The sequence below is a fragment of the Citrobacter sp. RHB35-C17 genome, from assembly GCF_013816795.1.
GTDB lineage: Bacteria > Pseudomonadota > Gammaproteobacteria > Enterobacterales > Enterobacteriaceae > Citrobacter_A > Citrobacter_A amalonaticus.
The window spans coordinates 3,413,171-3,435,563 of sequence record NZ_CP057150.1; the positions used below are offsets into that span (position 1 = coordinate 3,413,171).

18 protein-coding genes are annotated in these 22,393 nt (G+C 56.2%); 10 read left to right on the plus strand and 8 right to left on the minus strand.

What is annotated here, in order from left to right:
- The first annotated feature begins 59 nt into the window (after positions 1 to 59).
- The 7 genes from HVZ37_RS16340 to csiE all read left to right on the plus strand — a co-directional run bounded on the left by HVZ37_RS16340 (position 60) and on the right by csiE (position 8,357).
- Positions 60 to 1,043, plus strand: a complete 984-nt coding sequence (locus HVZ37_RS16340) for an autoinducer 2 ABC transporter substrate-binding protein (RefSeq protein WP_042999813.1) — start codon at positions 60 to 62, stop codon at positions 1,041 to 1,043.
- Positions 1,044 to 1,146: 103 nt separating this feature from the next.
- Positions 1,147 to 2,655 carry a sugar ABC transporter ATP-binding protein gene (locus tag HVZ37_RS16345; RefSeq protein WP_181627738.1) on the plus strand — a complete coding sequence of 503 codons (1,509 nt, stop codon included), beginning with the start codon at positions 1,147 to 1,149 and terminating at the stop codon, positions 2,653 to 2,655.
- Positions 2,648 to 3,637 (plus strand): ABC transporter permease, encoded by a 990-nt coding sequence (locus tag HVZ37_RS16350; protein ID WP_044253103.1) that lies wholly within the window; start codon positions 2,648 to 2,650, stop codon positions 3,635 to 3,637. Before HVZ37_RS16345 ends, HVZ37_RS16350 begins: the two co-directional genes overlap by 8 nt.
- A gap of 1 nt (position 3,638) precedes the next feature.
- A complete protein-coding gene (locus tag HVZ37_RS16355) occupies positions 3,639 to 4,592 on the plus strand; it encodes an ABC transporter permease (RefSeq protein ID WP_042999810.1) in 954 nt (317 codons plus the stop codon).
- A 16-nt stretch (positions 4,593 to 4,608) separates the two neighbouring features.
- Positions 4,609 to 6,246 carry an FGGY-family carbohydrate kinase gene (locus tag HVZ37_RS16360; protein WP_042999809.1) on the plus strand — a complete coding sequence of 546 codons (1,638 nt, stop codon included), beginning with the start codon at positions 4,609 to 4,611 and terminating at the stop codon, positions 6,244 to 6,246.
- Positions 6,243 to 6,842, plus strand: coding sequence for an SIS domain-containing protein (locus HVZ37_RS16365; RefSeq protein WP_044253106.1), 600 nt, complete (start codon positions 6,243 to 6,245; stop codon positions 6,840 to 6,842). The genes HVZ37_RS16360 and HVZ37_RS16365 overlap by 4 nt, the downstream gene beginning before the upstream one ends.
- 234 nt (positions 6,843 to 7,076) lie before the next feature.
- A complete protein-coding gene (gene csiE, locus HVZ37_RS16370; RefSeq protein ID WP_042999807.1) occupies positions 7,077 to 8,357 on the plus strand; it encodes a stationary phase inducible protein CsiE in 1,281 nt (426 codons plus the stop codon).
- On the opposite strand, the gene HVZ37_RS16375 is transcribed toward csiE, so the two are convergent.
- From HVZ37_RS16375 to HVZ37_RS16390, 4 genes are all read right to left on the minus strand, one after another.
- On the minus strand, positions 8,349 to 9,488 hold the full coding sequence (locus tag HVZ37_RS16375; RefSeq protein WP_042999806.1) for a 3-phenylpropionate MFS transporter: 1,140 nt from the start codon (positions 9,486 to 9,488) through the stop codon (positions 8,349 to 8,351). The two genes, csiE and HVZ37_RS16375, sit on opposite strands and share 9 nt — an antisense overlap.
- An 88-nt stretch (positions 9,489 to 9,576) precedes the next feature.
- Positions 9,577 to 10,419 carry an aldose 1-epimerase gene (locus HVZ37_RS16380; RefSeq protein ID WP_181627739.1) on the minus strand — a complete coding sequence of 281 codons (843 nt, stop codon included), beginning with the start codon at positions 10,417 to 10,419 and terminating at the stop codon, positions 9,577 to 9,579.
- Positions 10,419 to 11,858 carry a sugar porter family MFS transporter gene (locus HVZ37_RS16385; protein WP_054176538.1) on the minus strand — a complete coding sequence of 480 codons (1,440 nt, stop codon included), beginning with the start codon at positions 11,856 to 11,858 and terminating at the stop codon, positions 10,419 to 10,421. Before HVZ37_RS16385 ends, HVZ37_RS16380 begins: the two co-directional genes overlap by 1 nt.
- A gap of 70 nt (positions 11,859 to 11,928) precedes the next feature.
- Positions 11,929 to 15,195, minus strand: coding sequence for a DUF5107 domain-containing protein (locus tag HVZ37_RS16390; RefSeq protein ID WP_181627740.1), 3,267 nt, complete (start codon positions 15,193 to 15,195; stop codon positions 11,929 to 11,931).
- A gap of 113 nt (positions 15,196 to 15,308) precedes the next feature.
- On the opposite strand from HVZ37_RS16390, the gene HVZ37_RS16395 reads away from it, so the two are divergent.
- Positions 15,309 to 16,502: an ROK family transcriptional regulator gene (locus tag HVZ37_RS16395; protein ID WP_044327568.1), complete on the plus strand. Its 1,194-nt coding sequence runs from the start codon at positions 15,309 to 15,311 to the stop codon at positions 16,500 to 16,502.
- 75 nt (positions 16,503 to 16,577) lie between these two features.
- Positions 16,578 to 17,000 (plus strand): DoxX family protein, encoded by a 423-nt coding sequence (locus HVZ37_RS16400; protein ID WP_042999801.1) that lies wholly within the window; start codon positions 16,578 to 16,580, stop codon positions 16,998 to 17,000.
- A gap of 49 nt (positions 17,001 to 17,049) precedes the next feature.
- On the opposite strand, the gene glyA is transcribed toward HVZ37_RS16400, so the two are convergent.
- Positions 17,050 to 18,303, minus strand: coding sequence for a serine hydroxymethyltransferase (gene glyA / locus HVZ37_RS16405; RefSeq protein WP_042999800.1), 1,254 nt, complete (start codon positions 18,301 to 18,303; stop codon positions 17,050 to 17,052).
- 327 nt (positions 18,304 to 18,630) lie between these two features.
- On the opposite strand from glyA, the gene hmpA reads away from it, so the two are divergent.
- Positions 18,631 to 19,821: an NO-inducible flavohemoprotein gene (gene hmpA / locus HVZ37_RS16410; protein ID WP_044253124.1), complete on the plus strand. Its 1,191-nt coding sequence runs from the start codon at positions 18,631 to 18,633 to the stop codon at positions 19,819 to 19,821.
- A 96-nt stretch (positions 19,822 to 19,917) separates the two neighbouring features.
- Here the strand turns inward: hmpA and glnB are convergent, their stop codons facing one another.
- The 3 genes from glnB to qseG are packed head-to-tail and all read right to left on the minus strand — an operon-like array spanning position 19,918 to position 22,382.
- Positions 19,918 to 20,256, minus strand: a complete 339-nt coding sequence (gene glnB / locus HVZ37_RS16415; protein WP_012906673.1) for a nitrogen regulatory protein P-II — start codon at positions 20,254 to 20,256, stop codon at positions 19,918 to 19,920.
- A 60-nt stretch (positions 20,257 to 20,316) separates the two neighbouring features.
- Entirely contained in the window at positions 20,317 to 21,651 is a 1,335-nt protein-coding gene (gene glrR, locus HVZ37_RS16420; RefSeq protein WP_086512879.1) for a two-component system response regulator GlrR, read from the minus strand.
- Positions 21,651 to 22,382 carry a two-component system QseEF-associated lipoprotein QseG gene (gene qseG / locus HVZ37_RS16425; RefSeq protein ID WP_044253128.1) on the minus strand — a complete coding sequence of 244 codons (732 nt, stop codon included), beginning with the start codon at positions 22,380 to 22,382 and terminating at the stop codon, positions 21,651 to 21,653. The genes glrR and qseG overlap by 1 nt, the downstream gene beginning before the upstream one ends.
- Positions 22,383 to 22,393: the final 11 nt, after the last annotated feature.

Here is a 22,393-nt window from a genome sequence, read left to right on the forward strand (position 1 = left end):
TCCCTTCGTTGATAACCTCCTGTTCGTGACATGCCCCGGTCCCTACAAAAGGTACAACTATGAAATTCAAACTCGCATTACTCAGTGCAACCCTGGTTTCTGCATGCATGTTGTCCGGCCCGTCCTTTGCGGCAGAAAAATATGAAATCGCTGTGGTTGCTAAAGTCACCGGTATTCCGTGGTTTAACCGCATGGAAACCGGCGTGAATGAAGCCGCGAAGAAACTGGATGTGAATGCTTACCAGACTGGCCCTTCCACACCGGATCCGGCTCAGCAGGTAAAAGTGATTGAAGATCTCATTGCCAAGAACGTTAACGCGATCATTGTGGTACCTAATGACGCCAAGGTGCTTGAGCCCGTGCTTAAAAAAGCGCGCGATAAGGGTATTGTCGTCCTGACTCACGAATCGCCAGATCAGCAAATCGGCCAGTGGGATATCGAAACGATCGACAGCGAGAAGTACGCGCAGGCTAACGTTGACGAGCTGGCGAAGGATATGGGCGGTAAAGGCGGCTATGCCATTTACGTCGGCTCGCTGACCGTGCCGTTGCACAACGCCTGGGCCGATTACGCCATCAAGTACCAGAAAGAAAAATACCCGGAGATGTTTGAAGTCACCACTCGTCTGCCGGTGGCTGAGAGCATCGACAAATCCTACTCCACGACGCTGGACCTGATGAAAACCTATCCGCAGATGAAGGGCATCATTGGCTTCGGTTCGCTGGGTCCGATTGGTGCCGGTCAGGCAGTACAGAAAAAACGCGCGAAAGATAAAATTGCCGTGGTGGGGATTGCAATGCCCGCACAGGCAGCGCCTTATCTGATGCGTGGCGACATCAAAAAAGCGATGCTGTGGGATCCAAAAGATGCCGGCTACGCGCTGGTGACCGTGGCAGATCAGTTGCTGCAGGGCAAAGAGGTCACGCCAGATCTGACCATTGAAGGATTAGGGAAAGCCGATGTCGACATGGAGAAGAAAGTGATCCGCTTTAACAAGATCCTCGAAGTCACCAAAGACAACGCGCAATCACTCGGTTTCTAAGGCTCCAGCCACCACCAGGGAAACCTAACGCCGACCGTCTGGTCGGCGCTATCAACAGGCTTAACACTCTGCGCCCGTCAGGGCGCTCGCAGGGGTATTGTCCATGACAGACACCACCGCATTTATCACTCTTGAGAATATCAGCAAGCAATTCCCGGGCGTGCTGGCGCTGGATAATGTGAATCTGACGCTGAAAAAAGGCGAAGTTCACTGTCTGGCAGGACAGAACGGTTGCGGTAAAAGCACCATTATTAAAGTGATTTCCGGAGTCTATCAGCCGGAAAAAGGAGCGCAGATCCTGCTGGATGGCAAACTGTTTCACCAGTTGTCACCACAGCTCTCTTCGCATTACGGCATCCAGGTTATCTATCAGGATTTATCCCTCTTTCCTAACTTCAGCGTGGCGGAGAATATTGCCGTCAACCGCTACCTGCCCGGCGGCGACATTTGGGTGCGGCGCGGTACGATGAAGCAACAGGCGCTGGCGGCAATGAAGCGGATTGGCGTCAGCATCGATCCCGATAAAAAAGTGGAAAAACTCTCCATTGCCGACCGTCAGCTCGTCGCGATTTGTCGCGCCATTGCCGCCGACGCGCGTCTGGTGATTATGGACGAACCCACCGCTTCCCTGACGCGCCAGGAGGTCAACGGCCTGCTGAGCGTGGTCAACGAACTGAAAGCCGACGGGATTTGCGTGGTGTTCGTCAGCCACCGTCTCGATGAGGTGATGGAAGTGGCGGACCGCATCAGCGTAATGCGCGACGGCAAACTGGTGGGGACGTATCCCGCCAGCGAACTCGACAGCCATGAACTGGCATTCCTGATGACCGGTCAACGCTTCCACTACAGTCCGCTGCCGGAAAAACCGCCGGTTGAGCAGGAGCCAATGCTGGAACTGCGCAACCTGAGCCGCAAAGGAAAATATCAGGACATCAACCTGTCGCTGCGCAGCGGTGAGATCGTGTCAATTGTCGGCCTGCTTGGTGCAGGGCGCACCGAGCTCTGTCTGAGTCTGTTTGGCATGACGCATCCGGACAGCGGGGAAATTCGCATTAACGGGAAACCGGTTCAACTGCGCAACAACCATGACGCAATCAGACACGGGATCGGCTATGTCTCAGAAGATCGCCTGACCCAGGGGCTGATCATGGAACAGTCGATCTACGACAACACGATTGTCACGGTCTTTGACAAACTGCATACCCGCAGCGGCCTGCTCGATCACGGTAAAGCCAAAACGCTGGTCGCCGATCTGATCCGTGAACTGAACATTAAAGTTTCCGATCCGCAGTTGCCGGTCAAAACGCTCTCCGGCGGCAACGCCCAGCGTATCGCCATCGCCAAATGGGTGGCGACCCAACCGCATATCCTGATCCTGGACTCCCCAACGGTGGGGGTTGATATCGCCAACAAAGAGGGGATCTACCAGATCGCCCGCAATCTAGCGGAACAAGGCATGGCGGTGCTGATGATTTGCGATGAGATCCCGGAAGCGTATTACAACAGCCACCGTGTACTGGTCATGCGTCGCGGAAAGCTGGTTGCCGAGTTTAATCCGCATCGCTGTCGTGAAGAAGACATTGCAGAGGTGGTCGAGGTCATCCATGAATAACTTTCATCTCTCCCGTTTAATCGGGCACCATGAATTCTGGCTGGGCCTGCTGGTGATTGCGCTTGCCGTTGGGCTGAGCGTCAGCACTGACGAGTTCCTGTCACTCGGTAATCTGACGGACGTCGCCACCAGCTACGCCATTCTCGGTATTCTCGCCTGCGGGCTGTTTGTCGTGCTGATCTCCGGCGGAATCGATATTTCGTTCCCGGCGATGACGGCGATAGCGCAGTACGCGATGGCAAGCTGGGTGATCGCCCACGGCGGCAACTTTCTGCTGGCGCTGACCATCGCCATCGCCGTCGGGTTATTGCTCGGGCTGATTAACGGCTTCCTGGTCTACTGGCTGCGCGTGCCCGCTATCATCATCACCATCGCCACGCTTAACGTCTATTACGGTCTGCTGGTTTACGCCACCAAAGGCACCTGGCTGTACGGCTTCCCGGACTGGTTCATGAACGGTATCAACTGGTTCTCGTTCACCGCGGCAGATGGCTATGACTACGGTATTACCCTGCCGTTACTGTGTCTGGCGGCAGTGATCGTCTTCACCGCTATCCTGATGAACTACACCCGTCTCGGTCGCCAGATTTACGCGATGGGCGGTAACCGTGACGCCGCCTCCCGCCTCGGGCTGAATCTGTTGAAACTGCATTTCTATGTCTACGGCTACATGGGTATTCTGGCCGGCGTCGCCGCCGTCGTGCAGGCGCAGATCACCCAGTCCGTAGCGCCAAACTCGCTGCTCGGTTTTGAGCTGACGGTGCTGGCGGCGGTGGTGCTCGGCGGCACCAGCATGAGCGGCGGTCGGGGCACATTGACCGGAACGCTGCTGGGGGTGATTCTGCTGGCCTTTTTGCAAAACGGTCTGACGCTACTCAGCGTCTCCTCGTACTGGCACACCGTTTTCAGCGGCATCATTATCCTGGTCAGCATCAGCGCCACTGCGTGGAACGAAAAACGCAAACTGGCAAGGGAGCTTTGAGATGAAAGCGTTCGCAAGAGTATTACCCGGTGATGCCATCATCCGCCTGCAGTGCGTGATTATTATCGTCGTCGCCGTCGTCTTCTCAGCGCTGTTGGGCACTCGCTTTTTCAGCGTCGCAAACTTCCAGTCCATCGGCTCACAGTTACCGATCCTCGGCATGCTGGCGCTGGGAATGGGGATGACCATGCTGACGGGCGGCATTAACCTGTCGATTATTGCCGGTGCCAACGCCTGTTCGCTGGTGATGGCGGCGGTCATCGTCAGCCATCCGGACAACCCGTTGTTCCTCGCACTGGCGCTGCTGGCCGGTGCAGCGGTCGCCGTGGCGATAGGGACACTGAACGGCGCGCTGATCGCCTGGGTTGGCGTGTCACCGATCCTCGCCACGCTCGGCACCATGACGCTGATCTCCGGGCTGAACATTTTGCTCTCTAACGGCACGGTGATTTCTGGCTTTCCGGCGGCAATTCAGTACCTCGGCAACGCCACCCTCGCAGGTATTCCCGTGGCTCTGCTGCTGTTCATCGTGGTTGCGGTGCTGCTGTGGGTATTGCTGGAACACACCACGCTCGGGCGTAGTCTTTATCTGATGGGATCCAACGAACAGGCGACCCGCTACAGCGGCGTGAATACCGTTCGGGTGCAGATTTCCGTCTACGTCATTTCCGCCCTGCTCGGCTGGGTGGCCGCAATCTTAATGATGGCGAAATTCAACTCGGCGAAGGCCGGATACGGTGAGTCTTATCTGCTGGTCACTATTCTCGCCTCGGTGCTGGGCGGCATCAATCCGGACGGCGGCTTTGGCCGTATCATCGGCCTGGTGCTGGCGCTGATTGTGCTGCAAATGCTGGAAAGCGGCTTTAACTTGCTGGGGATCAGTAGCTATCTGACGATGGCGCTTTGGGGCGCGGTACTCATCCTCTTTATCGCATTACAGAATCGTAGAGCCTGATTTCAGGAGAAAAATTATGGCGAGTTACTTTATTGGTGTGGATGTAGGAACCGGCAGCGCTCGCGCAGGGGTGTTTGATCTCAACGGCAGAATGGTCGGCCAGGCCACTCGCGCGATTGAAATTTACCGCCCGCAGGCCGATTTCGTCGAGCAGTCGTCCGATAACATCTGGCAGGCTGTCTGCAACGCGGTTCGTGATGCCATTAATCAGTCCGATATCAACCCCATTCAGGTGAAAGGGTTGGGATTTGACGCCACCTGTTCGCTGGTGGTGCTGGATAAGGAGGGCAAACCGCTGACCATCAGCCCTTCCGGGCGCAGCGAGCAAAACATCATCGTGTGGATGGATCACCGCGCCATCACCCAGGCCGAGCGCATCAACGCGATGCACCATCGGGTGCTGGACTACGTAGGCGGGATCATCTCCCCGGAAATGCAAACGCCGAAACTGCTGTGGCTGAAACAGCATATGCCTAACACCTGGGCCAACGCGGGCTACTATTTTGATTTACCCGACTTCCTGACCTGGCGCGCCACCGGCGACGACACGCGTTCACTGTGTTCCACGGTGTGCAAATGGACCTACATGGGCCATGAAGACAAGTGGGATGCCAGCTACTTCCGGGAGATCGGACTGGAAGATCTGCTGGAACACGATGCGGCAAAAATTGGTCGCTATGTGAAAACGATGGGCGAACCGCTTGGTCACGGACTGACTCAGCGCGCCGCCAGTGAAATGGGGTTGATTCCAGGCACTGCCGTCAGCGTGTCGATCATTGATGCCCATGCGGGTACCCTCGGCACGCTTGGCGCCTGCGGTGTCTCTGGCGAAGTCGCTGACTTTGACCGTCGCGTTGCCCTGATTGGTGGAACCTCTACCGGGCACATGGCGATCTCAAAAGAGCCTCGCTTTATTGGCGGCGTCTGGGGTCCTTACTATTCCGCCGTGTTGCCGGAATACTGGCTCAATGAAGGCGGACAGTCCGCGACCGGCGCGCTGATCGACCACATTATTCAGTCGCACCCTTGTTACGATACGCTGCTGGCGCAAGCCAAAGCGCAGGGGCAAACCATTTATGAAGTGCTGAACGCGCTGCTGCGTAAAATGGCAGGCGAGCCGGAGAATATCGCCTTCCTGACCCGTGATATTCATATCCTGCCCTACTTCCACGGCAACCGTTCGCCGCGCGCCAATCCGACGCTGACCGGGGCGATCAGTGGGCTGAAGCTTTCCCGCACGCCGGAAGACATGGCGCTGCACTATCTGGCAACCATTCAGGCCATCGCGTTGGGTACGCGTCACATCATTGAAACCATGAACCAGAGTGGGTACAGCATCGACACTATCATGGCCAGCGGCGGCGGCACCAAGAATCCTATCTTTGTGCAGGAACATGCCAATGCCACTGGTTGTGCCATGCTACTTCCGGAAGAGAGCGAAGCGATGCTGCTCGGTGGCGCAATGATGGGCACCATCGCCGCCGGCGTGTTCGAGACCTTCCCGGAAGCAATGTCGGCCATGAGCCGGATAGGTAAAACGGTCACCCCGCAGACCAATCGCATTAAGCAGTATTACGACCGTAAATATCAGGTGTTCCACGAGATGTATCAGGATCACATGAAGTACCGTCAGTTGATGCAGGGGGATGCATGAGTAGCCCATGGCAACAGGCCACCGATACCTGGACCCTCTACAGTGAGGCGCTGGCCGGTCTGGGTCAGCATTTGAGCGAACCGGTCTGGAATGCATTAATGACGGAATTGCGCGAATGTCGGGGGAAAATCGTGGTCACCGGCGTCGGCACCTCTGGCATTGCGGCGCGTAAAATCGCCCACATGCTCTCCTGCGTTGAGCGCCCGGCGATCTACCTCAACGCCACCGATGCAGCGCACGGCGATCTCGGTTTTTTACGCGCTGACGATCGGATGATTTTACTCTCGCGCGGCGGTAACTCTGACGAGCTCACGCGCTTATTGCCAGGCCTTGCGGCGCGCAACGTGCCGATTATCAGCGTTACGGAAAACGCGAATTCCGCCATTGCAAAGGCCGCCCGGCTGGTGATTTCCACCGGCGTCCAGCGCGAGGCGGATCCGCTGAACATGCTGGCGACCACCTCCATCATGCTGGTGATTGCGATCTTTGATGCTGCCTGCGCCTGCCTGATGAGTGAAAGCGGCTATACCAGAGAAACGCTGCTGGCCGTGCATCCGGGTGGGGATGTCGGGTTAACCCTGCGACAGAATCGTTAATCCATTAATAACCTTTCAGCCTCGTCTCCCCTGGCGAGGCTTTTTACTGCACAATCTGAAGATAAAAACGCGGAAAATCCTAATAAAGCGCTGCGTTAAACTCTCTTACGCGGTTGCACACGTGAAAAATTCTGTGACCTCTCCCTACATTCCTGACGCAAAACATTTCATTCGTAATGGCTATGGAAAAACTTTAGCTATTCTTATCTAACATACCTAAGGGAGATCCGACAGATGATGACAACGCTTGCTCCGCCATCTGTACTTTCTGCTCCCCAGCGCCGTTGCCAGGTTTTGCTGACGCTTTTCCAGCCGGGGCAGATTGCCACCGCGGAAATGTTCAGTGCGCTAAATGGTGTCGATGATACTGTTGCCCGTGAGGATATTGTCGAAACGGGACTGGAGATCCAACGCTATCATCGACTTAGCATTAGCACTGGTCCGAATGGGTGCTACCGGATCGAAGGTACCGCGCTTAACCAACGCCTCTGCCTCTTACACTGGCTCAGACGCGGCCTGCGTTTGTGTCCGGCGTTCATTAATCAACACTTTGCCCCCGCCCTCAAAATTGAGCTAAAACAGCGGGGGATCCTGCGCACGCTGTATGACGATACCAATCTGCATGCGCTGATTAACCTTTGTGCGCGTCGTCTGCAAAAGCCGTTCGAGTGCCGGGACATCCAGTTCCTGCGCCTCTATCTGCAATATTGTCTGTTGCAACATCATGCGGGGATCTCGCCGGAATTCAATCCCGTCCAGCAGCGCTGGGCGCAGTCCTGCGCCGAATACGCGTTAGCGCAGGAGATTGGCCGTCACTGGCAGCGTCGTGTCCGGCAGGATGCGCCATTAACGGAATCGCTGTTTATGGCGCTGCTGTTTTCGATGGTCCGCATCCCGGACCCGATTCGCGATAACCATCAGCAGAACCGGCGGTTGCGTCTGGCGATCGCCCGCCTGATCCTGCGTTTTCGCGAAATGGGCGCGGTGCGTTTTAACGACGAGCAGGGGCTAAACGATCAGCTCTATATCCATCTGTCCCAGGCGCTGAACCGCTGCCTGTTTTCGATTGGCATCGATAACACCTTGCCGGAAGAGTTCGCCCGCCTCTATCCGCGTCTGATGCGTACCACCCGCGATGCGTTACGCGGGTTTGAAGAAGAGTATGCCGTTGAGTTTTCTGAAGAAGAGACGGGACTGGTGGCGGTGATTTTTGGCGCATGGCTGATGCAGGATAATGACCTGCATGAGAAACAGGTCGTCTTACTGACCGGTGATAATCCGCAACTGGAGCAGCAGATAGAACAACAACTGCGTGAACTGACGCTACTGCCGCTGAACATCAAGCCATTGCCGATGCGAACTTTCCAGCAGGAAGGCTCACCGCGCGGCGTGGCGCTGATTGTTACGCCTTACGCCACGCTGCTGCCGCTCTTTTCACCCCCGTTGATTCATGCGGATCAGGCGCTAACGCCACATCAGCAGCAGCAGATCCGCAAGATGCTGGAATCAGGCTGAAGCGGCCACTTTTGGCCGCAGTACCATAGCCGGCAACGCCACCAGCGCCATCACCCAGAAGACGCCGTTGCCCAGATTCTGGTACAGGAAGCCAGCAAACACGGTCATGATGGCAATGCTGCCGCCCATCGCCACAGCAGAATAGACCGCCTGCAGACGAATGACTTCGCTTCCCTGACGCGCCGCAATATAACGCATCGCCGCCAGGTGGCAGACGGTAAAGGTGCCACAATGGAGGATCTGCACCACAATCAGCCACGGCAGCGCCGTCGTCCAGCCCATCAGTCCCCAGCGAATCACACCACATATGGCGGAAAGCAGTAACAGATCGCGGGCGCTAAAGCGGCGGAACAGCTTATTGCTCAGGGCGAAGATAATCACTTCTGCCACCACGCCGAGCGACCAGAGATAGCCGACCGCCGACGCGGAATACCCCGCCCCCTGCCAGTAAATAGCGCTAAAACCGTAGTAGGCGGCATGCGCCCCCTGCAACAGACAGACGCAGGCCAGAAAGCGCCAGCTTTGTGTGACCAGCGAACGCCAGGCGGGCCAGCCAGCGCTCTCCTGGTGACGGTTTTCCCCTTTGGGCAACACGCTGGGGCGAATCAGCATTCCCAGCAACATTGAGGCGACACCCAGCGTAAGCAGCGCCAGAATCGCCCGGTAATCAAACAGGCTGACCAGTTTGCCGGTTAGCGCCGAACCAATCACAAACGCGACCGATCCCCACAGACGCACCCGTCCATAATCCATGGTGATCTGCTTTTGCCAGGTATTCGCCAGCGCGTCCGTGAGCGGCACCAGCGGCGAGAAGAAGAGGTTAAAGCCGACCATCACCACCATCAGCCAGGCGACATGGGTTCCGGCCCAGAAGGCCAGCGCAAAGATCAGCGTCAGTAGCGCCAGAATGCGTAACGCGGAGATCAGCCGTGATGGATCGCTGACCCGCGGGGCAATGATCAAACTGCCAAGAAAACGGGCGACCAGACCAGCGCCCAATAAGAGGCCGATCGTCTCCGGCGTGAGGCCAAGCCCTTTAAGCCAGACGCTCCAGAAGGGAAGAAAAATCCCGTAGCTAAAAAAATAGGTGAAGTAACCGAGCGCCAGCCAGCGCGTGGAGTGCAAAGACATGATCCCCTCCCGTGTGGAGGCGATAGTCTGGCGATAAACGCAGGCTGGCGCAAGTGAACATTAACAGCAACATAACAACGTTTTGCCGCTAATCAACGCGAATCTCCATCGCGAAACGGCACTGTTCTCCAGAGCCTAACATCCGTAATCCCGGCTGCCCCGGCATGTGGTGGGCATTCACCGGATGCGTCTGCGGTTCCAGACAAAGAAATGACTCACCCGGCATTCTGAAAAGCATAAGCCAGGGAGTTTGCGCAAAAATCGTGACGCGCATCACATTACATTGAACGATCGCCTGCCCACTCCAGCCGGAATACCCCACATTTAACCAGCGATCCGCGCCATACTGCGCCCTGGTAAAATCAGCCTCCGTCGGCAGTTCACTCTGCCAGGCCAGCGGCAAATGGTGCTCGCCTTCCGGCCAGTAACCGCTGGCAGAAAACTGCACGGTGCTTCGCGTATCAAAGACAAAAAACGGGTGGAAACCGCAGCCGTACAGCATGGGGCGCTTGCCCAGATGAGCGATCGTCAGCGACGCCCTGAATACTGACGCGTCAAGCACATACTGCAGTTCCGCCTGATAATCATAGCCACATGCCAGTTGACTGCGCAGACGCAGCGAACAGCTATCATCGGTCGCCGCCGTCACTTCCCAGCGTTTAAGCCAGCCGTCACCGTGCAGGAAAAACGCGTCGTCGACCTCATATAACGGCAATTGCACCTCGGTTCCGCGCTGGCTGAAGCGGTTACCGGCCACGCGATTGGCAACCGGCAGCATCGGAAACAGCCCGCCATCACCGGCGGTTTTTCCCTCGCTTTCGCGTAGAACCGGTTGTTGATGTTGTAACGAAAACAGCGACAACAGCGCGCCGCCCTGAGGATCCACGCGCATCCGCAGATGCGCGTTATGCAGCGTCAGCGGCGTGGTCATCAGCGCACGCTTTTTGGCTGTGCCGACGGACTGGCTTTCAAATGTCTCGCCGCCAGTTGTTCTTCCAGCGCTTCCAGCGTTACGCCTTTGGTTTCCGGTACATTACGCAGCACATACACATATCCCATTGCGCAAATCACGCCGTAGAGCAGGAAACTCCCGGCGGCACCCAGCCCGGCATTGAGCAGCGGGAAGGTATAGGTCAACAGGAAACAGGCAATCCACAGCGCCAGCGTACCCAGCGACATCGCCAGCCCGCGCACACGGTTAGGAAAGATTTCAGACAGCAGCACCCAGGTGACCGGTGCCAGCGTCAGGGCATAAATGGCAATGGCCGCCAGCACCAGAACCAGCACCGGCCAGCCCATAATCCCCATCCCGTAGGCACCGGCAATCAACACATAAATCACCGTCAGGCCGGATGCGCCGAACAGCATCAGCTTGCGCCGGCCAATTTTGTCCACCAGCGGCAGTGCGGCGAGGGTAAAGACCAGGTTGATAATGCCGGTCGCAACGATCGATTTCAGCGTACCGTTGATGTCGAAACCGGCAGAGGCGAAAATTTCCTGCGCGTAGTTAAAGATCACGTTGATCCCGCACCACTGCTGGAAGACCGCCAGCACCATGCCGATGATCACGATCGGTTTGATCTGCGGTTGCAGCAGCGTGGACCATGCGACTCTGTGATTATCTTTGAGCAGCGTGTGTTCGATCTCTTTTAGCGTCTGTCCGGCGTACTCCGCAGAGCCAATGCGTAGCAGCATGGCACGCGCACGCTCCGGTTTACCCGCCTTCACCAGCCAGCGTGGGGATTCCGGGACGAAAAACATCAGCACCAGAAACGCCAACGCGGGAACCAGTTCCGCGCCAAACATCCAGCGCCAGCCCATCTGCCCGTTCCAGCTCTCAACAATTGCCTGCTGTGTCGCCCCTGTGGCAACGGGTTCAGCGATCATCAGGTTGATCAGTTGCGCCGCCAGCACGCCAATGACAATGGTCAACTGGTTCACCGCCACGAAGCGCCCCCGTTTTTCCGCCGGGCTGACTTCGGCGATGTACAGCGGGCTGAGCGCTGACGCCAGACCAATCCCGACGCCGCCAACGATGCGGTAAATCACGAACATGTCGAAGTTGCTGGCAACGGCGGTTCCCCATGCCGAGGCGCTGAACAGAATAGCAGAGAGGATGAGCGGCATTTTTCGACCAAATTTATCGGCGCACCAGCCCGAAATCAACGCGCCAAAAATACAGCCCACCAGCGCGGAGCTCATCGCCCAGCCCGACTGCGCCGGATCGGTTATCGAGAAGTACGCTTCATAAAAAGGCTTTGCCCCGCCAATCACCACCCAGTCGTAGCCAAACAGCAAACCACCACAGGCTGCGACCAGACAGATGGTCCAGACATAGCCGATTTTCAAATGTGTTTGCGCGTTATTCATTATGATTCCTCTTTCAGGGAAACGCAGGGAACAGTAGGTTTCCGGTGGCGTTACCGCCACCGGTTCAGGGTTAGTGCAATAACTCCAGTCTGATGACATGGCGCAAAAGCAGAGCTTTGTCATGCGCCGGGTTCTGTTGCAGAAGTGCGTCAAGCGCCTGCTGGCAGGCGGATAAATCCCCAAGCCCCAGATGCCCCAACGCGGTAATAAACAGGCAGTGCTGCTGGTGCTTTGCCTCCGCCGGCGTATCGAGCACCACCAGATCCGGTAATGAGACGGCGAAGAAATCCACCTCCGGCACGTGGTCACGTTGTGATGTCACCCATTGCAGGAAGCTGCGGAAAAGTTGCTCTGCGTCGTCACGTTCACCCAGCTGTTTCAGCGCCATGCCCTGCCAGAAGAGATAGTCCACGGGCTGATCGTTGTAGTAGCGTCCGGCATCCAACGTGCTTCCGCCACGGGTGGCACGGGCAAAGTAACGATGCGCTTCGTCATGATATCCCTGACGCTGAGCGCAATAGCCCAACAGATACCAGATATCGTTATCGGTTTGTCCGGGTAAGCGCCCTTCCCCCAGGTTATGCGGATAGATCAGCGCCTGTTGTAGCAGACTGACTGCGTCGGAGAATTCCTCTTTGCCAATCGCCGCCAGCGCCCGGTGCATCTGGTTCAGCAGGTACTGCCCGGTCGCTTTCCCTTCGCCCCCTTCCCAGGGGTGGAATACGCGCTCGCCAAGCACCTTCGCGGCATCATCGTAGTGGCCCAGTCCGTTCCACAGGCTGAGCAACTCCACGGTTAAATCGTCACGCTGGAACACCACCGCCTTACGCGATTCCAGCTGTTGCAGACGCTGTTCAGCAGGCGTCGCCAGGAGTTTATTGAGGTAATCCAGTTCAAACAGGAAGCGGGCGTTATCAGGTTCCAGCGCCACGGCCTGTGACAAATACTGGTGTGCCCTGGCGGCATCGTGCTGTTTGTTCCACGCATAAATCCCCAGCAGACGGTGCACAGGCGCAAATTCAGGCTCCTGTTGCAGGGTAAATTGCCAGCAGGTAAGCGCCTCTTCGTAGCGGCGTTTGCTGTACCAGAAGCAGCCCAACAGATAGCGGGCGTAAGCACTATGCTCCAGCGTTTGCAGCATCTGTACTTCGTCGAGGGTATTCGGGAAACGTACCCGGTTAGGCAGGCAAGCACGCGCCTGGGCGATGAACGGCTGCGGATGGTCGCTCAGCGACGCCCGCCACAGCAACGGCAGCGTTTCCTGACTGTCCAGCAGTTCCAGCAGTTCGCGGGCTGCAGCTTTTTGACCGAAAGAGAGTAGCCATCCTGCCAGTTCGCAGGCGTTAGTACCTCGGCGACCGGTAATGGCGATAAGCGCCGTTTTCGACGGTTCATCCCGGCATATCGCCCAGCGGGCATAGTGCAGCACGTAGCTAAGCGGATAGTCATTACGCTGCTGCTCGATGTACTTCAGCGCCTCAGACGTGCGCCCCAGTTCTGCCAGTACCAGCGCTTTCAGTCCCATCGCCAGATTGTTGCTGCCGTTAAAGCGCAAACTCTGCGTTACTTTTGCCAGTGCATCTGCATGATCGCCACGCGCCATCGCAAGCCGGGCCAGTGCCCAGAAGGCCGCGTCGCGACAGTTTCCGCTCCAGCTCGCCTTGTAGTAATGATCCCAGGCCTGCTGGCAATCGCCCTGGCGCTCCCGCGCAGCGGCTAACAGCATACTGGCTTCGCCATCGCGCGGGTTTTTGTTCAGGTGATGCGCCCGCGCTAATGCCGCTTTCGCGCAGCGTTCAGCTTGCGCCCAGTCAGCCTGGTTCAATGCCAGCGTCCCCAGCGCAACGTTGTTGCGGTAATCCAGCGGATCTATTTCCAGCGCCCGGCGATAGTAATCCCCGGCGTAACGACTGGCGTGGTTGTACTGCTCCAGATGCTGACCGATAAAGTAAAGTTCATCAGTGTTAGATAATGCCTCCGGCTGTGCCGGGGCCGTTGCCGCCGAGGGCAGCGGCAAATCGTCAGCAATATGCTCTTCGTATTGCAGCAATGTCTGACCGTCGTGACGGGTGACCGTCATGGTGATCCGCGCATAGCCCGAATCGGCAAGCGTCGTCAGCCAGCTTTTCCCCGGTGCCAGCGTCAGCGTGGTTTCGAAGAAAGGCGCGCCGTCTGCACTGAGCGTCACTTGCACATCCTGCAATGGCGCAACCGCATAGACACCAACGGACAGCTGGCTTTCATCACGCACCAGTCGCAACGCCAGGTCGGTACTGGCGTTTTGCACCATTCCTAATTCACTGTATGGCAGGAAGTTCTGGACGAATACCTTCTCTTCATAAGGTGCAAGCCAGGTGAAATCCGGCTGGTTGTCGGTAAACACCCCGGTCATTAATTCGATGTACGGGCCATTCTCATCGGTCAGGTTACGATCCCAGGCCACGCCAAAATCCCCGTAGCCCCAGCTCCACTGCTTTTTCCCCGGCGAGATGTGATGATCGGCAACATGGAGCAACCCGCCGCGCTCACCGTGATGCCAGGCACCGACAAAATCATAGTCCGATTTTTCCGCCATGTACGAAGTCGGCACCGGCACATTCTTATAGCGGGAGATATCCACCCCTGCCGAGTAGTCAACTTTGTAATAGGTGCCCGTAGCGATCGGAAAAGCGGAGACATCGCGCTTGCCGTGATCGAACACCGCCGTGACATCAGGCGGGAACACGCTTTGATGATCGTCGCCGCCCTTCACCGCCGGGTTCGCCCACCATAAAAAATGACGTGGCGTGGCGTTGCCGTTGAAGACTTTACCGGTGATTTCTATCAACGCGCGATCCGGGTAGAGGGTGAATCCAGTCATCACCTGCAGACCGCGCATCGGCTCCACTTCACCCATCCAGACGGTTTGTTCGCCGTGTTCCCCTGCCCGCTGTGTAAAATCTACCGGCATAAAAGTGGTGGGGCGATGGTGCTGCGGCCAGTTAAATTCGATCCCGCCGGAGATCCACGGCCCCAGCAGGCCAACCAGCGCAGGCTTCACCACTTCGTTGTAATAGACAAAATCGCGCTGCTGCACTTTGTCATACGCACGGTGAATACGCCCCCCCAGTTCGGGCAGCAGCATGACGCGGATAAAATCGTTTTCCATCCACACGGCCTGGTAATCGCGCATCTCGCGCTTGCCGGTCAGGGTGTCGATCACGCCGTAGGGGTAAACCGCACCTGAGGAGCCCTGATAAACCCGTTTTTCCAGAAACATCGGGTTCGGATCTTCCTCACCCACCGTCCAGGTCGGTAGTGAGAGGGTTTCCTGCCAGACCTTAACTGAACCGTACATGCTGCCTCCACTCAATAAACAAAAGTAAAATGTCATCTTGTGGCTATTGTGTGGCAGTTAACTGGCGGTAAAATGCGCAATGCTCACGCAATATAGTTAAGGGAGTTAAGTGTATGCAGCGTTCGGGATTCAATAACGCCCGTGTCAGACAGGCGAATAAACAGATCTTCCTGTCGCATTTGTGGCGCGAAAAGCAGCTCAGTAAATCGCAACTGGCGCAGCTCACCGGCCTGTCGATTCCGGCGGTGAGTAACATTCTTGAAGAATTGCTGGACGAAGGGCGGCTGTGCCACTCCCGTGAAACGCTGAGCCAGCGCGGACTCAGCAGCGGGAGTTTTCATCTGCCGGTACAGGGCGCGTGGACGCTGTGCATGAACGTCACCCCGACCAGTCTGACCAGCCAGCTGGCCGATGCGCGTCTGGTGGCGGTTGGCGACTGGCAGCATGAGGTGATTAACGCCGCGACGCCTGACGCGCTGCTTGCCGCAATAGCCAACCACTGGCGGCGCTGGCGTCAGCGCTATCCCGACACCACGATCAACCTCGCGCTGGGCGTCCACGGTCAGGTGGATCCGATCACCGGTGCATCGAAAACGATGCCACAGGCGCCGTGGAAAACGCCGGTGGAAATCAAGTATCTGCTGGAGGAACGGCTCGGTATACAGGTCCGCCTCGACAACGACTGCGTAATGCTGGCGCTGGCGGAAAAGTGGCAAAACCCGGCGGCCAACGAGGACTTCTGCGTGATTAACGTCGATTACGGCATTGGCTCATCGTTCGTCATTCACGACAATATCTGGCGCGGCAGCCTGTACGGCAGCGGTCAGATTGGGCATACCATTGTTAACCCCGACGGGATCGCCTGCGACTGCGGTCGTTATGGTTGTCTGGAAACCGTCGCCTCCCTGAGCGCGCTGAAAAAGCAGGCCAGAGTCTGGATGAAGGCGCAGCCAGTGCCGGGAAGGGATCCGGAAACGCTGACCACGGATTTACTGATCGACGCCTGGCGCAAGGGTGATGTACGCATTCAGGCATGGGTGGAACATGCCGCCAGCGCGATTGGTTTAAGCCTGTATAACTTTCTTAATATCCTGAATATCAATCAGATCTGGCTGTACGGACGCAGTTGCGCCTTCGGTGAATCCTGGCTCAATACGCTACGGCAACAGACGGGATTTAACCCTTTCGATCACGGCGATAACCCGCGGGCGAAAGCGACGCAAATTAGCGTTGGCACGCTGACCCGCGCCCAGCAACTGATGGGCATTGGCTATCTGTACGTGGAGTCGCAACTGAACGAAATATAAGCTTATGGCGCGAATGGCGAGGCTCGGGGTTGTGTAGTAGTTTTAAAGTACATTACTCATGCTAATGAGCCTGCTATGAACACGTTACGTTATTTTGATTTTGGAGAATCACGCCATCTGTTTTTATTGATTGCCCGTATTGCGCTGGCAATTCTGTTTATTATTTTTGGCTTTCCTAAACTGACAGGGTTCGACGGTACCGTACAGTATATGACGTCTCTCGGTACCCCTGCGCCGATGCTTGCTGCGATCATTGCCGTTGTTATGGAGGTTCCGGCAGCGATACTGATTGTGCTGGGCTTTTTCACGCGTCCACTGGCGGTTATTTTCGTTTTCTATACGCTGGGTACCGCCGTGATCGGTCATCACTTCTGGAATATGACCGGTGATGCGGTGGGACCGAATATGATTAACTTCTATAAGAATGTCAGTATCGCAGGCGGTTTTCTGCTGCTGGCGCTGACGGGGCCGGGCGCGATTTCCATTGACCGGCGCTAAAAAGGAAAAAGGCCGCATCAGGCGGCCTTTTGTTTGCAGCAAAACGGAATTATGCGTAAACCGGGAAGCGTGCGCAGATATCCAGAACTTTCCCTTTGATGCGCTCAATCACCGCTTCATCATTGATGTTGTCCAGCACGTCACACATCCAGCCCGCCAGCTCTTTCGCTTCCGCTTCTTTAAAGCCGCGACGCGTAATGGCCGGAGAACCGATACGGATACCGGAAGTGACGAACGGGCTCTTCGGATCGTTCGGCACGCTGTTTTTGTTCACGGTGATATTGGCACGACCCAGCGCGGCGTCAGCTTCTTTACCGGTCAGGTTTTTGTCCACCAGATCCAGCAAGAACAGGTGGTTTTCAGTACCGCCGGACACCACTTTGTAGCCACGGTTCAGGAACACTTCCACCATCGCTTTGGCGTTTTTCGCAACCTGCTGCTGGTAGACTTTGAACTCTGGCTCCATCGCTTCTTTCAGTGCAACCGCTTTACCGGCAATCACGTGCATCAACGGGCCGCCCTGCGCGCTTGGGAAAACGGCAGAGTTCAGTTTTTTGTACAGCTCTTCATCACCGCCTTTCGCCAGGATCAGGCCGCCGCGCGGACCCGCCAGGGTTTTGTGGGTGGTGGTGGTCACAACGTGTGCATGCGGAACCGGGTTCGGGTAAACGCCTGCGGCAATCAGACCCGCAACGTGGGCCATATCAACGAACAGGTACGCACCGATGCTGTCAGCGATTTCACGCATTTTTGCCCAGTCAACCACGCCGGAATAAGCTGAGAAGCCACCGATGATCATTTTCGGTTTGTGCGTCTGCGCCAGTTGCGCCATCTCTTCGTAGTCAATTTTACCGGACTCATCGATACCGTAAGGTACGATGTTGTACAGTTTGCCAGAGAAGTTCACCGGAGAGCCGTGAGTCAGGTGGCCGCCTTGCGCCAGGTTCATACCCAGAACGGTATCACCGGGTTGCAGCAGCGCGGTGTAGACCGCGAAGTTAGCCTGAGAGCCGGAGTGCGGCTGTACGTTAGCGTAGTCTGCGCCAAACAGTTCTTTGGCGCGATCAATCGCCAGTTGCTCAACGATATCGACGTATTCGCAGCCGCCGTAGTAGCGCTTGCCCGGATATCCTTCAGCGTATTTGTTAGTCAGCTGAGAGCCCTGCGCCTGCATGACACGCGGACTGGTGTAGTTTTCGGAGGCGATCAGTTCGATGTGCTCTTCCTGACGTACTTTTTCCTGCTCCATAGCCTGCCACAGTTCGGCATCATAATCGGCAATGTTCATTTCACGCTTTAACATCCGCATCTCCTGACTCAGCTAACGATAGAATTTTTGGCCTTAAAAGGCGGTCCTGTTGGACAACGGGCAACAGTATAACTGAATCATTCTGTGATAACAGGTCTTGACAAAGGAATTTACGCAAACGATTACCTTCACAGGACACAAGGCTTTGCGGAATGAAGACCTTACGAATTTCAACGGATTTCTTTTCAGGTTTGTGATGCAGATTTTTCACGTTGTAACGTTTAACACGTCAAGCGTCAAAGAACCATTTACAAAGCAGGGATATTTTTTATAAGATGCATTTGACATACATCATTAAAGATTCACATAAAGGAAGACCGTATGCTTGACGCCCAAACCATCGCCACTGTAAAAGCAACCATTCCCCTGCTGGTAGAAACCGGCCCCAAACTGACCGCCCATTTTTACGATCGCATGTTCGCTCATAACCCTGAACTCAAAGAAATTTTTAACATGAGCAACCAGCGTAATGGCGATCAGCGTGAAGCCCTGTTTAATGCCATTGCCGCTTATGCCAGCAATATTGAGAATCTGCCTGCCCTGCTGCCTGCAGTTGAGAAAATCGCCCAAAAGCACACCAGCTTTCAGATAAAACCTGAGCAGTACAACATTGTCGGTACGCACCTGCTGGCAACCCTCGACGAAATGTTCAGTCCAGGCCAGGACGTGCTGGATGCGTGGGGCAAAGCCTACGGCGTGTTGGCGAATGTCTTTATCAACCGCGAAGCGCAAATCTACAGTGAAAACGCCCGTAAAAACGGTGGCTGGGAAGGCACGCGTCCGTTCCGGATCGTGGCGAAAACCCCGCGCAGCGCACTGATTACCAGCTTTGAACTTGAACCGGTAGACGGCGGCACCGTGGCCGAATACCAGCCTGGCCAGTATCTTGGTGTCTGGCTGAAACCGGAAGGCTTCCCGCATCAGGAGATTCGTCAGTATTCTCTGACCCGTAAAGCGGATGGTAAAAGCTACCGTATTGCCGTGAAACGTGAAGAAGGCGGTCAGGTATCAAACTGGCTGCATAACCATGCGAACATCGGCGATGTCGTGCATTTGGCCGCACCGGCTGGCGATTTCTTTATGGCAGTCACCCCGAATACGCCGGTTTCCCTGATCTCTGCTGGCGTCGGTCAAACGCCCATGCTGGCAATGCTGGATACGCTGGCAAAAGCAAACCACACCGCGCAGGTCAACTGGTTCCACGCCGCAGAAAACGGCGACGTCCATGCGTTTGCCGATGAAGTGAGTGAACTGGGTAAAATGCTGCCACGCTTTAGCGCCCACACCTGGTATCGTGAGCCAACCGAAGCCGATCGCGCGAAAGGCGCGTTTGATAGCGTTGGGCTGATGGATTTGAACAAACTGGAAGGCGCAATCAGCGATCCGGCGATGCAGTTTTATCTGTGCGGTCCGGTGGGCTTTATGCAGTTTGCCGCGAAGCAGCTTGTTGAGCTGGGTGTGAAAAACGAAAACATTCATTACGAATGCTTCGGCCCGCATAAGGTCTTGTAATGACGTCATGCCTGATGGCGCTGTGCTTATCCGGCCTATAGGATGCAGGGCCGGATAAGGCGTTTACGCCACCATCCGGCATGCGCACGGCGCGGCTTAAATTGCCGCGTCGTCTTCTTCACCGGTACGGATACGCACCACGCGCGCCACATCAAAGACGAAGATCTTACCATCGCCGATTTTGCCCGTCTGCGCTGTGCGAATAATGGTATCCACGCAGGTTTCAACGATATCGTCTGGTACGACGATTTCAATTTTCACCTTCGGCAGAAAATCCACCATGTATTCCGCGCCGCGGTACAGCTCGGTATGCCCTTTCTGACGCCCAAAGCCTTTCACTTCGGTGACGGTCATCCCGGTAATACCGACTTCAGCCAGCGCTTCACGAACATCATCGAGCTTGAAGGGTTTAATAATCGCATCAATCTTTTTCATGCTAGTCCTTGAAAAGGTCGCCTGTCTTTTAATCGGGTAAACGTAACATATTACGCAACGTTATTCTTTGAAATCGTTTGCATCCAGCTCATGGCGTGACAGGAGTTTGTAGAACTCCGTCCGGTTACGGCCCGCCATTCTTGCCGCATGCGTCACATTGCCTTTGGTGATTTGCAGCAACTTGCGCAGATAGTTCAGTTCAAACTGGTTACGCGCTTCAACAAAAGTCGGCAGCGCGGTATTTTCCCCTTCCAGCGCCTGTTCCACCAGCGCATCGCTGATAACCGGCGAAGAGGTCAGCGCCACACACTGTTCAATCACGTTCACCAGTTGACGCACGTTGCCCGGCCAACTGGCGGTCATTAGCCGCTTCATTGCATCCGTCGAAAACGCCCGCACAAACGGCTTATGCCGCTCCGCCGACTGGCGCAGCAGATGATTTGCCAGCAGCGGAATATCTTCGGTCCGCTCCGCCAGCGCCGGGATCTTCAGACTTACCACGTTGAGGCGGTAGTATAAATCTTCACGAAACTCGCCGCGCGCCATGGCTTTCGGCAAGTCACGGTGGGTTGCCGAGATAATACGCACATCAATATCGATGTCGCGGTTGCTGCCAAGCGGTCTGACTTTGCGTTCCTGCAAGACGCGCAGCAGTTTGACCTGTAGCGGCGCGGGCATGTCGCCAATCTCGTCCAGGAACAGCGTCCCGCCTTCCGCCGCCTGAAACAGCCCCTCGCGGTTACTCACCGCGCCGGTAAACGCGCCGCGCGAGTGGCCGAATAACTCCGACTCCAGCAATTGTTCCGGTAGCGCCCCACAGTTGATGGCAATAAACGGTTTACTGCTTCGCGGGCTGGCATTGTGAATAGCCTGGGCGAAGATCTCTTTCCCGGTACCGCTCTGACCATTGATCAATACGCTGACGTCGGACTGTGCCACCATCCGCGCCTGCTCCAGCAGACGCAGCATCAGCGGGCTACGGGTAACAATCGATTCACGCCAGCTATCATCCGTGGCGGGTGCCGACTGCTCAAGCGCCTCGTCAATCGCCTGATACAGCGCATCTTTATCCACGGGTTTAGTCAGGAAGCTGAACACGCCCTTTTGCGTTGCCGCGACCGCATCCGGAATCGAACCGTGGGCGGTAAGAATGATGACCGGCATTCCCGGCTGCACCTTCTGGATCTCGCTGAACAGCTGCATGCCGTCCATCTCATCCATCCGCAGATCGCTTATCACCAGATCCACTTTTTCACGGTTCAAAACACGCAGCCCTTCTGCCCCGCTCTCTGCGGTCACCACGCTATAGCCTTCACTGGTCAGACGCATGCCCAGCAGTTTTAACAGGCCTGGATCATCATCCACGAGCAGTAAATGCGCCGGTTTACGACTCATTATGGGGTCACCTCATCTTGTGATGATTCCGGGGCTTGTCCCTCAGACTTGTCGCCGCCATGCGTCGCATCCGGATTGTAATTTCCCGCCGGTTTACGGGTGGAAAGCTGGCGCTCAATATCGGTCAGGTTCTCCAGTTTACGCGTGGTGAGATCGAGCTGTGCCTGAAGGTGCTGATGCTGCTGACGCAGCGTATCCAGATCGCCATCGGTCGTTTGCTGCAGTTTGCTGTAACGCTGGCGTTCTTCGGCGAGCTGGAGCTGTAACGACTGTCCGTCGCGCCAGACCTGATAAAGCGGGCGCACCTGCGCCGGGATCTGCGGGCTGAACGCATCCAGTCGCGAGACGTTTTCGCGACGCTCCAGCGGCGTAATTTTGGCATTCGCCAGCAAGATGCCGCGCTTAAAAGCGTTTTGCCAGCTGTCGTCACTCAGCGAGCGGGCCTCGCTGCGCGACTGCACCGGTAGCAGGCGATCTGCGCAGTCAATGGCGCGCAGCCAGTAAAGAGGGTTGGTATCCGTCGATTGCCCCTGCAATGCCCAGATATCAGTACACTCAACAGACAGATAATCCGCCAGTTGATACGTCGGGAGGGCATCCTGCGGCGCATCCCCGGTGATGTGCTTCACTGAATGCGGCGTACACCCCATCAGCGCAAGGCACGGCATTCCCGCCAGGATGAACTGGCGGGAGAATAGACGTTGGAAAATGTGAGAAAAAACGTGTGGCATATTCACCAGGC